The following is a 14,473-nucleotide window of genomic DNA, read 5'->3' on the forward strand; positions in this document are numbered from 1 at the left end:
GCGATGAAATTTTGCAGTGAGTGCGGTGCGCCCGTTGCTGTCAGGGTTCCACAAGGGGACCATCGCCCGCGTCATGTCTGCAAGGCCTGCGGCACCGTTCACTACCAGAATCCCAAGGTGGTGGTTGGCTGCATTGCGCAATGGGAGGACAAAATCCTGCTGTGCAAGCGCGCTATCGAGCCGCGGCGGGGCTTCTGGACCCTGCCCGCGGGCTTCATGGAAAATGGCGAGTCGGCGCGCGAGGGCGCGGCGCGCGAAACCCTTGAGGAAGCCAATGCCCGGGTCGACATCGGCCCGCTCTACAGCCTGTTTAATCTGCCGCACATCGGGCAGCTTTACCTGTTGTTTCGCGCGCGCCTGCTCGATCTGGACTTTTCCGCCGGTGACGAGAGCACCGAGGTGGGGCTTTTCACCGAAGCCGAGCTTCCCTGGTCGGGAATCGCCTTCGCGGTGGTCACCGAGACCCTCAAGCTCTACTTTTCTGACCGCGGCAGCGCCGGGACCTTGCTCCATTCTGGCGATATTCATCGCGAAACCACGCGCAACCCCGGATCGGAGCGACACTACCGTGTGCTGCTCTACTGAATGCCCGCACTGAGTTGGTTCGATGGCCCGGGGCGCCCGAACAGATAGCCTTGGAAGGCGTCGCAACCGTGTCCGAGCAAAAAGTTGTATTGCTCGTCGGTCTCCACTCCCTCGGCAATGACCTGGAGGCCCAGGCTGCGGGCCATGCCGAGAATGGCGTCGACAATGGCTGCGTCGCTTGAATCTTCCAGGAGGTCGCGGATGAAGGACTGATCGATTTTCAGTTGATCAAGCGGCAAGCGTTTCAGGTACGCAAGCGAGGAGTAGCCCGTGCCAAAATCATCAAGGGAGAATCCGATCCCACTTCCCTTGAGTGCCTCCATTTTTTGCGCGGCCTCGGTCATATCTTTCAGCAACAGGGTTTCGGTCAGTTCGAGCTTGAGGTGGCCGGGTTTGATGTGGTGAAGGGCGATCACTTCGCGAACCCGGGCGACGAAGTCCGGCTGCTGAAATTGATGGGCGCTGACATTGACCGCCAGCGTCAGTGCTGCTGTTCCCGGCTGCTTGGCCCAATTGGCAAGTTGTGCGCAGGCTTGGTCAAGCACCCAGTCGCCCAGAGGCAGTATGAGTCCGGTCTCTTCGGCCAGGGGGATGAAGACTGCCGGCGAGATTTGCCCTTCCGCCTGGTCTTGCCAACGCAGCAGGGCCTCGGCGCCGATGAGGCGCCGCTCGCGGTTGATCTGCGGCTGGTAGTCCAGCCACAGGCCGCCGTCACGCAGCGCGAGGCGTAGGCGATCCTCAAGTCGTGCTCGGCTTTCGAGTGCCTGCTGCATCTGCGGGTCAAAAAAGCGCCAGGTGTCGCGTCCGCTGGCCTTGGACTCATACATGGCCAGATCTGCGCGTTTGAGGAGTTCGTCGAGGGAGGTTTTTTGCTCGCCAAAGAGGGTGATACCTATGCTTAGCGTGCTGCGGGATTCATGTCCATCAATGAGGTAGGGTTCGCGCGCGTTGCGGTGAATCTTGGCGCAAACAGCCTCGGCCTGCTGCTGGGCCTCGTGCCGGTCCTGATCGAGCTCGCCCAGGATGAGTACGAACTCGTCACCGCCGAGCCGCGCCAGGATATCGGATTCGCGAATGGCGTTCTTGATTCGCGCGGCGACCTGCTGGAGCAGAATATCGCCAACATCGTGCCCGCGGGTATCGTTCAGCGTTTTGAAGTTGTCCAGATCGATAAAGGCCAGGGCGCCGTGGCGGCCACTGCGGATGTACTGCACAATCTGGCGGCTAACCCATTCCTCGAGCAGTCGCCGGTTGGGCAGGCTGGTGAGCGGGTCGTAAAAAGCCAGGCGAAAGATTTCTTCTTCGGCCGCTTTGCGCTCGCTGATGTCGGTCAGGGTGACGATGGTACCGAGCATGCCGCCATCGCTGCCAAGCCAGGGGCCGACGCCGACCAACATGGTCAGGCTCTGATCTTGCAATTCAAGATGTGCCTCGAACGGATGGCGATCACGATCTCCAATAAAACCATGCAAATCGAACTGCGCGCCACTTGGCAGTCGCAGCGGTAGGACGTTGGCAAAGACCTGACCCAGAGGGTTAACAGCGCAGAGTTGGCGCGCGAGGGCATTGGCTCGCACCACCTGGGTGGTGCGGTCGCAGACCACAATGGCCTCGGTGGCCTGGTCGAGAATCGAGCGAGCCAGTCGCTCGGCGGCGAGAATGCGATCCTCATGGGCTTTTTGCTCGGCCAGGTCTGTTGCGACCAGGCTGAAATAGACTTGATCATGCCCGACGGGTAGCACGCTGACCGAGAGATGACAGGGGGTCTCGGACCCATCCGAGGCCACTAGCATGATCTCGATGCCGTGGGCCCGATGCGTGGTGTCCTGGCGCAGCAGACTGTCGAACCAGGGGTGATCGGCGGGCTTGATCCACTGCTTGAATGGGGTGCCGGCCAGGGCCTTATGGGTTGTCTTGAGCATCTCGCACAGACGTCGGTTGGCGTAATACACCAGGCCCGCGGCGGTCAGCACCAGGGCGCCCTCACTCATGGATTCGATCAGGGCATGGTAGGAGGCATCGCTGCCCTCGAGCGTGAACAGGCGCTCGCTCAGACCTTGATTATTGGAAATGACCAGGGCGTCGATTTCGCCCTCGCGAATGGCGCGCAGGGTTTCCTCGGCGTCGGCGAGGCGCGCGCGCAGATGCTGGTTTTCGGCGCTCAGTTGATCAAACATCGCACCGGCCGGCGATGCGCCGGCGGGCAATTCCTGGCCGCTGGTCACGGGCGTTCTAGCAGCGGCGTCAAGGTTTGGCGGCAGGAGGTGTGACTGGGAGATCCAAGCCGAGCAGCACGCGATCACCGTCGGAAAGATCGCCGATGACTCTGCGCACCGGCTCGGGATGGCGACGTACCAGGGTGGGGATGGCAAGGATTTGATCCTCGCGTGCGAGTGCCGGGTTGTCGAGTAGGTCGATCACCTCAATGCGATAGGGGACGGCAAGACGTTGTTCGCACAACTGTGTCAGGTTGCTATAGGCCGCCACGGATTTTGGGCTTTGCCCGGCGACATAGAGTCGCAGGAGCAGAGGGGAATCGGGCGTGCACCTGCCAGCGCCCGGAACCGAAATACTCACTCGGGCTCTCCGGTGCTGGTTGCCCCTTGCCTCGCGGTATTGGCCATGTGACCCGCGTCATGCAGTGCGGTGTTTTCAGTATCCAGCGTGCCCTGAGTGCGCAGATCAAGAAGCTGGAACTCGGTTCTGAGTGTGTTGATGCGGGTTTCCATCAGGGTGCGCTGCAATTCCAGTTCCTCGCGTTGTTGCACAAGGCCGCGCTCGCGCTCGCGCGCCGCGCGCCGCGCTCGCTCTTCCTCGGCGACGCGGGCCGAGCCCGTCAGGCGCCCATCAATGCCCAGGTAGGGGTCAATCAGCTGGATGCCAGAGTTGGTCAGCTGGAACTCGCGGGTCTGGGTCGAATGTGCCATGCCGCGCGACTTGATGATGCCAAGACGACGGTTGCGCTCGCCATTGGCATCGACGGCGGTGAGTGCGATCCAGGTGTCGATCAGGGATGAAATGGCCACATCCGTGCGCTCGGAGACCTCGCCTCCTCCAGTGAGGCTGGTAAAAAAACCGGTAATACCCTGTAGCTTGATGAAATCCAGCATCCGCATCAGCATCGCTTTGACCTCGATAAGCTGCTGCGTTTCATGGGACTCGAGAAAACTGTTCAGCGGGTCGAGCAGAACCGTCTGAGGTTTGAAATCCGTGATCTGCCGGTGCATGAGCGCCAGATGCATCTCCAGACCCGCGAAGGATGGTCGGGTGGCGACGATGCGCAGGCGATCTTGTTCGATCCAGGGGCTCAGATCGAGGCCAATGGAGCAAAGGTTGCGCACGATCTGGCTTGGGGATTCCTCGAATGCGAAGTAAAGCGCGCGCTCGTCGCGCTTGCAGGTCGCGTTGGCAAAATGGCCGGCTAGGCTGGTTTTGCCGGTACCGGCCGTGCCCGAGATCAGAATCGAACTGCCACGAAAGAACCCCTGGCCACCGAGCATGTCATCCAGGCGCTCGACGCCGGATGAGATGCGCTCCTGACTCGCCTCATGCGCGAGTGAGACCGAGGTGACGGGGAGAATGGAAATGCCCTCGTCATCGATCAGAAAGGGATATTCGTTGGTGCCGTGACCGGAGCCGCGGTACTTCAACACCCGCAGCCGGCGGGTGGAGACCAGGTGTTCAAGCTCATGACTCAGCACGATGACGCAGTCGGAGACGTATTCCTCCAGTCCATGCCGGGTGAGGGTGCCATCGCCACGTTCCGCGGTGAGGATGACTGTGACCTCGCGTTCCTTTAGCCAGCGGAATAAGCGGTGCAGTTCGCGCCGCACAATGTTTGGGTTGGGCAGATTGCCGAAGAGTCTCTCGAGTGTGTCGAGCACCAGACGGCGGGCCCCAATGCGATCAATGGCATCGGCCAGGCGCAGGAAGAGCCCGTCGAGATCAAAATCGCCAGTGACCGCCGGCGTTTCCGGATCCAGCTCCACCTCGTCGACCAGCAGGCGTTTCTCCACCAGCAAGCTCTGTAGGTCGAAGCCGACCGAGGCAACATTGGCGCACAACTCCGGCATGCTCTCCTCGAACGCCATGAAGATACCGGGCTCATTGAATTCGGTCGCGCCGCGGACCAGAAACTCCATGGCAAAGAGTGTCTTGCCGCAACCAGGTCCGCCGCAGACCAGGGTGGTTCGCCCGGCCGGCAGTCCGCCGCCGGTAATCTCGTCAAATCCCTGGATACCGGTTTTTGCCTTGTTGACAGGGGTGTTTACGCAGGACATGGGGGGCAGGAACCTTGGGGCTAGGATAGAGAATGGTTAACCCGGAAGTTTACCACTGATGGCGACCTGGTCTCTTGATGAGATTTGCCAACAAGGGGCTTGCGCGGGGCACTGGGCTTTGATTGGCATCCTTGCCGTTCGCGGACTGTTATGGGATGCTTCCGCACCGATCTTTGGTGAGTCTGAGCGGCGGAGGTTTGGCGGGCGCATGGCGTTATCTGAAGTTGTGCACACCTTTGGGTCTGACCTGCTCCGTCGTTACGGGGCGCGCGTGCACAAGCTCGCCATCCACGCTGGCTTTACCTGTCCGAACCGCGATGGTACCAAAGGGGTGGGCGGCTGCAGTTTTTGTAATAATGCCTCCTTCAGCCCGCATTCCCAGCGCGAACCGGGAATTGCCGAGCAGATTGCCGCGGGTCGGGCCGTGGTCCGCAAGCGCACGGGTGCGGTCAAGTTTTTGGCGTACTTTCAGGCGTATACAAATACCTATGCAGATGCGAAACGGCTTGGGGCCTTGTATCGCGAGGCGCTGGCCGAGCCCGATGTGATCGGCTTGGCGGTCGGTACTCGTCCCGATGCGGTGCCCGCGCCCGCGCTCGACCTGCTCGCGCGGCTGCGTGACCAAGGGTATGAGGTGTGGTTGGAACTAGGGCTGCAGTCGGCATTCGACGCGACCTTGGCGCGCGTGAATCGTGGGCATGATTTCGGCGATTATTGCCGGGCGCTCGATCAGGCCCGGCAGCGCGGTCTGCCTGTTTGCACGCATCTGATTGTCGGGCTCCCGGGCGAAGGACGGGAGGCGGCACTCGCATCCTTGGAGCGGGTATTGGAGCGCGGTACCTCTGGTCTCAAGTTCCATCCGCTGCACGTCGTGCGGCATACCAGGCTGGCCGACCATTGGCGGCGGGGTGGTTATCATCCTCTGACCATGGATGCCTACATCGAGATCGCGGCGGATCTCATCGAACGTACGCCCTCGGATGTGGTCTTTCATCGTGTGACGGGCACCGCATCGCGCGATATTCTGCTGGCGCCTGACTGGTGCTCAAAAAAATGGGCGGTCCTCAATGGCATCGAGCAGGCATTGCGGCGACGCGGCACTCGGCAGGGTGCTCGAGTGGGTGATCCGCTCACCGGCGCCTGCGATGCGGCTTGAGCATCACTACCCTTATGTCCCCGATTGTTGTCCCCAATTATTTCCTCCTAACTTTTCCCTTACTTTTCCCCTTATCCTGCCCTGAAGGAAATCGCTGATGGAACTGGTTTGTCCTGCCGGCAATCTGCCGTCGCTTAAAACCGCTGTCGATCATGGCGCGAACGCGGTCTATTTTGGATTTCGCGACGATACCAACGCGCGACATTTCGCCGGGCTGAATTTCGCGCCCAACAAAATGGCCGAGGGTGTGGAATACGCCCGCGGGCGCGGGGTGCGGGTGTTCATCGCGCTCAATACCTATCCACGCCCCGACGGCTTCGGGCGTTGGCAGGAGGCGGTGGACCGAGCGGCTGATCTTGGCGTGGACGCACTCATCGCGGCGGATCTTGGGGTGCTGGATTATGCCAGCTCCAAGCATCCTGGGTTGACCTTGCATCTGTCGGTGCAGGGCTCGGCCACCAACTACGAGGCGCTGCGCTTTTATCATGAGCACTTCGGCGTGCGCCGCGCGGTGCTGCCGCGGGTGTTGTCCATGAGCCAGATTCGCCATGTGGTGGAGAACAGTCCGCTGGAAATCGAGGTCTTCGCCTTTGGCAGTCTGTGCGTCATGGTCGAGGGGCGCTGTATTCTGTCTTCTTATGCCACCGGCCGTTCGCCTAACACCTATGGTGCCTGTTCGCCGGCCAGTCATGTGGAGTGGATTGAAACGCCAGACGGGCTCGATACGCGCTTGGGTGGTGTGCTCATCCAGCGCCACCCCAAAGGCGAGAATGTCGGCTATCCAACCTTGTGCAAGGGCACCTTCAGGGTCGGTGATCACACCTATCACGCGATCGAGGAGCCCACCAGCCTGAATGCCATGGAGTTGCTGCCGGAGCTGGCCGCCGCGGGTGTCAAGGCTGTCAAGATCGAGGGGCGTCAGCGCAGCCCGGTCTATGTCGGTCAGGTGACCAAGGTGTGGCGTCAGGCGCTTGATGCCTTCGCGCGCGATCCAGAGCACTTCACGCCAAGGCCGGAATGGACCGCCGAGCTAGGCAAGGTGTCCGAGGGCGCGCAGACCACTCTGGGAGCTTATCACCGACCCTGGCAGTAGATGCCCCAGATAACCCAGCCTGGCGTATTGTCCGTGATTGATTCTCACAGATGAAGACCACTATGACCTCAGCCTCAACACAAGCCGCGAGCCCAACCGTGACTCCGGCCACGACGCCAACTGGCAAACCATCTGGCAATCCAGGCGTAACAAAGGCGGCTTCTCGTCCCGGTCCGCGCCTATCACTTGGCCCCATTGGTTACTATTGGCCCAAGGACAGAGTCGATGCCTTCTACGCCCAGGTCGCGCAACTGCCGGTGGACATTGTTTACTTGGGCGAAACTCTCTGCTCCAAGCGCAAGGAGCTGAAATTCGAGGACTGGCTGGCCATTGGTGAGCGCCTGCTGGAGTCGGGCAAGGAGGTGGTGCTGTCCACCCTCAGTCTGCTGGAGGCCGAGTCCGAACTCATTCGCCTGCGCTTCATCTGTGATAACGGCCGATTTTTGGTCGAGGCCAACGACATGGGTGCGGTGCATCTGCTCCAGGGCCGGCCCTTCGTGGTTGGACACAGTGTCAACATTTATAACGACCGCAGTCTGGCGCTGCTGGCCCGGCAGGGTCTTAAACGCTGGGTGCTGCCGGTGGAGTTGACCGCCGAGACCCTGGCCGATATGCAAGAGCGGCGCCCGGACGGCGTGGAGACCGAGGTGTTGGCCTATGGACGCTTGCCCCTGGCGTACTCCGCTCGCTGTTTCACCGCGCGCGCACGCAATCTGCCCAAGGATGACTGCCGTTATTGCTGTATCGACTATCCCGATGGCCTGGTGGTCGCGACCCAGGACGATCAGAGCTTTCTTGCGCTCAATGGCATCCAGACCCTGTCCGCACGCACGGCCAACCTATTGGCCGAATTGCCACGCATGCGGGAACTGAAAGTCGACATTTTGCGCATCAGCCCGCAGGCTGAGCAGACCGATGAGATCATCCGGCTGTTCGACCTGGCCTTGCGTGGGGAACTCAGTCCGGCCGAGGCCGCGACCAAGGCAACGGAGCTAACACCAACGGGCGCTTGCGATGGTTATTGGCATGGCGGTGCTGGCATGGAGCAGCAGGTCAAGACGGTCCAGTAGTGTGAACAGCCCTGTAGTGGTGAAGGCCCAGTAGCCGGCCGTTATCGTTAGATAATTGCGGGTGGCGCTGTTCATGGCGGCTATTCTTGAATCAAACCCGCTGCATCAGAGCGAATGGGCCAGCATTATCGCAATATCGACCAGGCGATTGGCATAGCCCCACTCATTGTCGTACCAGGCGTAATAGCCGAGAATTCCGGCCAATTCGCCCTCGGCTGCGTTTTTGAGCAGCGCATTGATGTCCTCGGCCGTCACCTTGCGTTCGGCCTCGAAGACAAAGTCGGTCAGCGAGGCATTGAGCAGCGGCACTCGCACCGCGTGGCCGTTGAGCTTGCCGGTCAGTTCGGGGAAGATCTTGGTGATGGCCCGCGCGCTGCCGGTGGTGGGGATGAGCGACTGGCCGCAGGCACGCGCTCGGCGCGGATCCTTATGACCCAGATCGACGATGCGCTGGGTGTTGGTGATCGGTCGCATTTCAAGAAACAGATTAAACCACAACAAAAAGAGCCGGCGCCCCGGGCTTGCGGATCGCCGGCTCTTGATCGAATCTCGGCGCCGTGGCCGATGCAAAAAAAATCCGCAAGGCGCTAAGGGCTTGTCTTCAGCGCGCGATCCCACTCAGACCATCGAGCTCCAGCAAGCTCGCCCTGGCCAGAGTCTCCGGCAGGGGCACGAAGCCCAGATCGGCGGCCTGAGCTTGCCCTTCGGTCAGCGTCCAGCGCAGGAAGTCATGCACCGCGCGGGTGTTGAAGGGTTCCGGGTAGTCGGACCGCACCAGCGCCCAGGTGAAGGTGACAATGGGATAGGAGCGCGCGCCCTCGGGGTCGGGTACGGTGACGCTCAGATCCTCCGGCATGGCATCCGAGCCATCGGCCAGGGCGCGCTGGCCGGTGTCGGCGGTGGGTGCGATCAGTCCACCCGTGCGATTTTCCAGCCAGGCCAGTGGCAAATGCAGGCGGCGGGCGAAGCCGGCCTCGACATAGCCGATAGCACCGTGAGTGATTTTGACCCGCTGGGCGACGCCCTCGTTGCCGGATGCGAGCATGGTGCCGGACGGCCAGCCAATCTGCTTGCCGACACTGTATTGCTCGGCCCACGCGGGCGCGATGCTGGCGAGATGGTTGGTGAAGGCAAAGGTGGTGCCGCTGCTGTCGCGCCGGGCGACCACTTGAATCAATTTGCTGGGCAATGCCAAACCAGGATTGGCCGCCTGGATGCGTGGGTCATCCCAGCGGTGGATCTTGTTGAGGAAAATATCCACATAGACATCACGCGGCAGATTGAGCGGGCCATCGACACCAGGCAGGTTATAGGCCAGCGCGATCATGCCGCCGGTGATGGGAAGCTGCGCGAAGGCGCCGTCGATTTGGGCGATCTCCTCAGGCTTGAGTGGTGCATCGGTGGCGCCGATGGCCACCTCCCCGGCGATGAAGCGCTTAATCCCCTCGCCACTGCCAACCGAGGCATAGCTCAGCGCCAGATCGGGGTGTTGCTCGCCATAGCGTTTCATCCATCGACTGATCAGTGGCGCGGCGAAGCTGGAGCCGGCAGCCGTCAGGGCCGAGGCTGCCTGGGTTTCCGCCGCGCCGGATGCGGCTTTCTCAGAGGGGTCGGATGGGCCGCAGCCGCTTAGGCTAGCAACAAGGCTAGCGCCAATCAGCAACCCGGCCAGCAGAAAATGCTTGGATGTCATGGCGGAAACCTCGGTCTTCGGGAGGTTGAGAGTGGGATCTGGCGGCCTTGATGTCCGCTTGTCAGTCGGCTTCAGTCGGCTTTGGCCAGATTGTTCGCGCGCAGCCCGCCGATGCGATCCATCTCGCGTTGCAGCTTGAGCCGATCCAGCGAGGCGATGGGCAGGGCGGTGAAAATCTTGACGCGGTTGTCCAGTTCGCGAAAGGCGGTTTGGAACGCCGTCAGTCGGGTCAGGCGCTCGCCCTCGACGGTGGCAGGGTCGGTGATGCCCCAGTGCGCGGTCAGTGGCTGCCCTGGCCAGGTCGGGCAGAGCTCGGTGGCCGCGGCATCACAGACGGTGATGACAAAGTCCATCTCGGGCGCGTCCGGCTGGCTGAACTCCGCCCAATCCTTGCTGCGCAGGTGCTCGGTGGCGTGGTTGTACTTGCGCAGCACCTCGAGTGCGAACGGGTTGATCTCGCCGCGCGGGTGGCTGCCAGCGCTGAAGCCACGAAAGCGGCCCTGGCCCCAGCGTTGGATGAGGCATTCGCCAAAGATGCTGCGGGCCGAGTTGCCGGTACAAAGGAATAAGACGTTGTAAATCGGTTCAGCCATGAAACCTGTCCGGGTTGGAGCAGTATTGAAGTGAAACAACAGGTCATGGGCGGCAGAATATCTGTCTTTTGTTATATTTTGATGACACCAACCGCACCTTCGCCAACCGGACCGGCGTCGGGCCATGGCCAATCAGCGCGATCCATCATGGCATCAGTCCACCGCGGCTTCGCAGCGCGGCGCGCCGGGGCGATTGGCCAGCGCCGCCAGTGCCCTTTGATCATCGTCAAAGGGTGCTGCTCCTCTGAGTCCCGCCACTAGCTCGCGCAGGACCGCCTTGGCCCAGGGTGGCAGATCGGGGTGAATACGATAGTAAATCCAGGTGCCGGCGCGGCGGTCGGCGACCAGCGCCAGCTCGCGCAGTTGCGCTAGATGACGCGAGATGTGCGGCTGGGAGACGCCGATGGCCCCGGTCAACTCACACACGCACAGCTCGCCCTCGCGCAACAGCAACATCAGCATGCGCAAGCGGGTGTCGTTGGCCAGGGCGGCAAAGAAGGCCGTGGCGGCGATGGATGTGGGCGGGAGGGCTGAATGGGACATGAACAGTGGAGCGTTGGTGAGAGGGGATTGAGAGTGCCGCCGTCGCGATGATCTTGTCAACCAAGGCCGGGCGGCTTTAAACCTTCACGACTTGGCCGATATCCGCGGTCAGCGTAATAATCCGTGCTTGACGCTGGGCAATTCAATAGATATGTTTAATCCAATATAACGTATTCCGTATTTTGAGAGCCGCACTGCCCCCCCTCCCCCCCGGCGTCCATTCACCCAACACGGATCTTGTGCCATGAAAGAAATCAAAGTTTTAGGTTCCGGCTGCCGCAACTGCGAGATCACCGCGCAGGCCATCGCCAGCGCTGCCGAGCAGGCCGGGGTGGCCATTGATTTGATCAAGGTCACCGACATCGCCGCGATCATGGGCTTCGGCGTCATGTCCACCCCCGGCGTGGTGATCGACGGCCAGGTGGTGCACTCCGGCAGTGTGCCGGGGCCGGATCTGGTGCGCGGCTGGTTCAAGAACGAGGCAGGCGCATGAGCGTTCAGTGCGAAACGCTTGCCCGCCAGGAAGCCGGGGCCGCTGCCGATAACGGCATGAGTCTTTTCGAGCGCTACCTGAGCCTGTGGGTGGTGCTCTGCATCCTGACCGGCATCGGGCTAGGGCATGTTACCGCCGATGCCTTCCAAGCCATCGGTTCGCTTGAAGTCGCGCGGATCAATCTGCCGGTCGCGGTACTGATCTGGCTGATGATCATCCCCATGCTGCTCAAGGTCGATCTCACCGCGCTCTCGGGGGTGACCGCCCACTGGCGCGGCTCGGTGGTGACCCTGGTGGTCAACTGGGCGATCAAGCCGTTTTCAATGGCGGTGCTGGCGTGGCTGTTCATTGGCGAGTGGTTCCGGCCTTATTTGCCCGCGGGGCAGATCGACAGTTACATCGCTGGCATGATCATCCTCGGCGCCGGGATGCTCTTGAGCCGCTGGCTGGGCGGCGGAACAAACGCGCCGTTGTCAGACTCGACCGATACCGGATCTTCGTTGGCGGCAGCCCTGACAGAATCCCGTCCAACGTTGATGGAATTCGGTATGGACGGTTGAATCTTCCCCGTAAAGCCATTCCGCCGGGAAGACTCCAGTGGTCGCGGGCTTGAGCCTTAGACAACGATTGTAGCCGCGCGAGCAGGGATTTTATACAGTTAGAAAAGGGTAATCGTCTGCTTTACGTTGCGTAACGTATAGGAGTATCAGCGATCAGAGGGTTGGTGGTCGCTGGGGAGCCATTGCCCAGCTTCAGGCAGCAATTCCAAATTTCGCTATCCAGCTCCCGATTGTTGGCCCGTTTATCAGTAGACGTGCCATCTTGGCGCGTCATTAAGCGGCTGGAAGCCGCTTCTACATCAAATGAAACACCCAAATTTGGAATTGGCGCGAAAGGATAGGACAGTGCGGCTTCGTCGGCTTAATTGGAAGGTGGTGCGCGAAAAGTGTATGCCATTGTGCGTGGCAGTTTGCTACTTTGTTGGGGGCCGTATTGGGCCCTTGTTGGCGAATAGTTGGTCGGACACTCCAGCATGGCTTTACTGCCGACCCGCCTCGCGAGGCCGCAGATAGCGCGCGAAGCGGGGTAGGCCGGTTTTCGTTTTGCCCTGGTATTGGAATGTGATAATGCTCCCTATGGGGGGCGGATCGCGCCGCTCCGCGTCGCTGAAGCCGGTGCCGATGCGAAAGCGTCGGCCCTGGTCGTCTTCAACCTCCAGGGCGCCGAGCATTCCTTGGTACTTGCCACGGCCGGGCAGATGGGCCAACACGCGTGCCTCGGCGTCCTGTTTGGATTTGAGCTTGAGCAGGTCGTTGGAGCGGCCGCCGCGGTAGTGTGCGTTCTGGTGATGCAGCATCAGACCTTCGCCGCCGCCTTGTTCGACGGCGGCGAGAGCCGCCATGAGTTCGGTCTCATTGGGGACGCGAAACTGTTTGATCGCGGCGATACGCTCTGCGGGCGCGTCCGCGAGCAGGCGCTTTAACTCGGCAAGCCGCGCACTGAACGGGGCTTGGAGCCCAGGCAGATCAAACACCATAAAGCGCACCTCGCGCCAGGCGTCCTCATCCGGCTCCAGGCGCCTTGCAAGTCCGGACATGCGCGCAAACTGGCCGCGTCCAAGCCATAACTCGCCATCAAGTGGCATGGACGGAAAGCCGGCGACAAACCACCTTGGAGCCCGGATGAGATGCCCGCCGCGACTGATCAGGCGGGTGCCGTCCCAGCGCGCACGCACGCCGTCGAGTTTTTCGCTGATCCAGTAATGGGTGACATCCAGCCCCTGTTGGTAGTCTTGGGCCAACATCAGCGTTGGCGGTTCGGGCGGGCGCGGTGCTTTTGATGCGGCTTGGTCGGCTTGGGGCGCGCGGGGTTCAGCACTCCACAAGATGGCTGGCGCGAGCAGTGTCAGCGCCAGCAGGCAAAATCCGCTGGTCAAGAAGCGGCGGGGTGAAGATTTGGAACTGGTTGATGTCATGGAGATCACCGGCGAGAGGCGATTTGGCTTGCTTGGCTCGAAGCCATAACAGCGAGAATCAGAGCGGGCAGCGGCAGAGTAGTCCCGCGGAAAAAAACCGATTCGCCTCTAGCTTGGGTCTTTGCCTTTGATGATTGAGAGCACCGCGCCGGAGCGCAGTCTGCGCGCGGCCTGGTATTCTTCTTCATTCATCTGACTGCCGATGATATTGCGTAGGCTCTCCGCGTCGCGGTCGCCTTGGTCGACGGCGAGGGACAGCCAGTAGTGAGATTGTGCAAGGTCGATGGGGACGCCGCGACCCTCGGCATAGATCAGACCCATGGCGAATTGGGCGTCGACCTCGCCGCGTTGCGCGGCCGCTCGCACGGCCGGTACCTTTGAGGGGTCGTTGCGCAGCAGAATGAGATGCTTAAGATAATTGTTATCGGTCATGGGCGCTGCGCCAGGTGACCAGGATCCGGAAGCCATGAACCTAGAACCAGGATCCGGAAAGAGAGGGCCGGTGACAACAAAGCGGGGATTATGAAGCCATTATCAGTCAACGTGTGTCAGGAGGCCAATAGGCACCGGGCGCGCGTGGCATCGCAAAGGTGACTGCCGCCGGCCCCGGGCCTGTTGCTTAACGCTGCCTGGGAATCTTGGCTTAGCTCTTGACCCACTTCTCAAAGTTGTCAGTGGTTTTTTCCTCGCCGTCGGCGTAGCCGGACTCGTAGGCTTCGGTCAGGCGTTGCTCCTCGCGCTTTGGGTTCTGCAGAAAGCCACATTGCCATCCTTGGATATACTCGTCGTCGACGCCGAGTTGTTCCATTTTCGTGACTGCATCGTAATAGAACTGGTTCATTCCGCTCTCCGGACTGCTAGCTGATGGTCTATGACCTGTGGTTATTCCTGTGTCGAATCGACGGGGCATCCTCGGGCCTGCGCGCGCCCTAATGCAGCGCGGTGACGGGTTACGGGAATTGATTCCGGCTCCAAACTGCTGGCCCAGTCGT

Annotated in this window: 15 protein-coding genes and 1 pseudogene; 6 read left to right on the forward strand and 10 right to left on the reverse strand. The window is 61.2% G+C overall.

Annotated features, from left to right (window positions below; all coding sequences use genetic code 11):
• The first annotated feature begins 3 nt into the window (after positions 1-3).
• A complete protein-coding gene (locus tag Thiowin_RS04565; protein ID WP_328986555.1) occupies positions 4-585 on the forward strand; it encodes an NUDIX hydrolase in 582 nt (193 codons plus the stop codon).
• Here Thiowin_RS04565 and Thiowin_RS04570 read toward each other — a convergent pair.
• From Thiowin_RS04570 to kaiC, 3 genes are all read right to left on the reverse strand, one after another.
• Positions 579-2,762, reverse strand: coding sequence for a sensor domain-containing protein (locus Thiowin_RS04570; RefSeq protein WP_328986556.1), 2,184 nt, complete (start codon positions 2,760-2,762; stop codon positions 579-581). The genes Thiowin_RS04565 and Thiowin_RS04570 overlap by 7 nt on opposite strands.
• 67 nt (positions 2,763-2,829) lie before the next feature.
• Positions 2,830-3,162: a circadian clock KaiB family protein gene (locus Thiowin_RS04575; protein ID WP_328986557.1), complete on the reverse strand. Its 333-nt coding sequence runs from the start codon at positions 3,160-3,162 to the stop codon at positions 2,830-2,832.
• Positions 3,159-4,865, reverse strand: coding sequence for a circadian clock protein KaiC (kaiC, locus tag Thiowin_RS04580; RefSeq protein ID WP_328986558.1), 1,707 nt, complete (start codon positions 4,863-4,865; stop codon positions 3,159-3,161). Before kaiC ends, Thiowin_RS04575 begins: the two co-directional genes overlap by 4 nt.
• A 208-nt stretch (positions 4,866-5,073) precedes the next feature.
• On the opposite strand from kaiC, the gene Thiowin_RS04585 reads away from it, so the two are divergent.
• From Thiowin_RS04585 to ubiV, 3 genes are all read left to right on the forward strand, one after another.
• A complete protein-coding gene (locus tag Thiowin_RS04585) occupies positions 5,074-6,021 on the forward strand; it encodes a TIGR01212 family radical SAM protein (RefSeq protein WP_328986559.1) in 948 nt (315 codons plus the stop codon).
• 97 nt (positions 6,022-6,118) lie between these two features.
• Positions 6,119-7,114, forward strand: a complete 996-nt coding sequence (gene ubiU, locus Thiowin_RS04590) for a ubiquinone anaerobic biosynthesis protein UbiU (RefSeq protein WP_328986560.1) — start codon at positions 6,119-6,121, stop codon at positions 7,112-7,114.
• Between the two features lie 98 nt (positions 7,115-7,212).
• Complete coding sequence (gene ubiV / locus Thiowin_RS04595) at positions 7,213-8,184, forward strand: ubiquinone anaerobic biosynthesis protein UbiV (RefSeq protein ID WP_328986561.1); 972 nt, start codon at positions 7,213-7,215, stop codon at positions 8,182-8,184.
• A 105-nt stretch (positions 8,185-8,289) separates the two neighbouring features.
• Here the strand turns inward: ubiV and Thiowin_RS04600 are convergent.
• From Thiowin_RS04600 to Thiowin_RS04615, 4 genes and pseudogenes are all read right to left on the reverse strand, one after another.
• A pseudogene (locus Thiowin_RS04600) lies at positions 8,290-8,649 on the reverse strand (ArsJ-associated glyceraldehyde-3-phosphate dehydrogenase); the annotation flags it as partial.
• Positions 8,650-8,785: 136 nt separating this feature from the next.
• Complete coding sequence (gene pstS, locus Thiowin_RS04605) at positions 8,786-9,877, reverse strand: phosphate ABC transporter substrate-binding protein PstS (RefSeq protein ID WP_328986562.1); 1,092 nt, start codon at positions 9,875-9,877, stop codon at positions 8,786-8,788.
• Positions 9,878-9,948: 71 nt separating this feature from the next.
• Positions 9,949-10,470 carry an arsenate reductase ArsC gene (locus tag Thiowin_RS04610; protein WP_328986563.1) on the reverse strand — a complete coding sequence of 174 codons (522 nt, stop codon included), beginning with the start codon at positions 10,468-10,470 and terminating at the stop codon, positions 9,949-9,951.
• A gap of 153 nt (positions 10,471-10,623) precedes the next feature.
• Positions 10,624-11,013, reverse strand: a complete 390-nt coding sequence (locus Thiowin_RS04615; RefSeq protein WP_328986564.1) for a metalloregulator ArsR/SmtB family transcription factor — start codon at positions 11,011-11,013, stop codon at positions 10,624-10,626.
• A 244-nt stretch (positions 11,014-11,257) separates the two neighbouring features.
• Here Thiowin_RS04615 and Thiowin_RS04620 point away from each other — a divergent pair, with 244 nt between their 5' ends.
• Together Thiowin_RS04620 and Thiowin_RS04625 are read left to right on the forward strand one after the other, a co-directional pair.
• Positions 11,258-11,506, forward strand: coding sequence for a thioredoxin family protein (locus Thiowin_RS04620; RefSeq protein ID WP_328986565.1), 249 nt, complete (start codon positions 11,258-11,260; stop codon positions 11,504-11,506).
• Positions 11,503-12,066 (forward strand): arsenic resistance protein, encoded by a 564-nt coding sequence (locus Thiowin_RS04625; protein WP_408034161.1) that lies wholly within the window; start codon positions 11,503-11,505, stop codon positions 12,064-12,066. The genes Thiowin_RS04620 and Thiowin_RS04625 overlap by 4 nt, the downstream gene beginning before the upstream one ends.
• Before the next feature lie 479 nt (positions 12,067-12,545).
• On the opposite strand, the gene Thiowin_RS04630 is transcribed toward Thiowin_RS04625, so the two are convergent.
• From Thiowin_RS04630 to Thiowin_RS04640, 3 genes are all read right to left on the reverse strand, one after another.
• Positions 12,546-13,481: a DNA ligase gene (locus Thiowin_RS04630; protein ID WP_328986566.1), complete on the reverse strand. Its 936-nt coding sequence runs from the start codon at positions 13,479-13,481 to the stop codon at positions 12,546-12,548.
• A 108-nt stretch (positions 13,482-13,589) separates the two neighbouring features.
• On the reverse strand, positions 13,590-13,913 hold the full coding sequence (locus Thiowin_RS04635; protein ID WP_328986567.1) for a tetratricopeptide repeat protein: 324 nt from the start codon (positions 13,911-13,913) through the stop codon (positions 13,590-13,592).
• 211 nt (positions 13,914-14,124) lie between these two features.
• Positions 14,125-14,322 (reverse strand): Alvin_2107 family globule sulfur oxidation protein, encoded by a 198-nt coding sequence (locus Thiowin_RS04640; protein WP_328986568.1) that lies wholly within the window; start codon positions 14,320-14,322, stop codon positions 14,125-14,127.
• Positions 14,323-14,473: the final 151 nt, after the last annotated feature.

The sequence above is a fragment of the Thiorhodovibrio winogradskyi genome, from assembly GCF_036208045.1.
Taxonomy (GTDB): Bacteria; Pseudomonadota; Gammaproteobacteria; order Chromatiales; family Chromatiaceae; genus Thiorhodovibrio; species Thiorhodovibrio winogradskyi.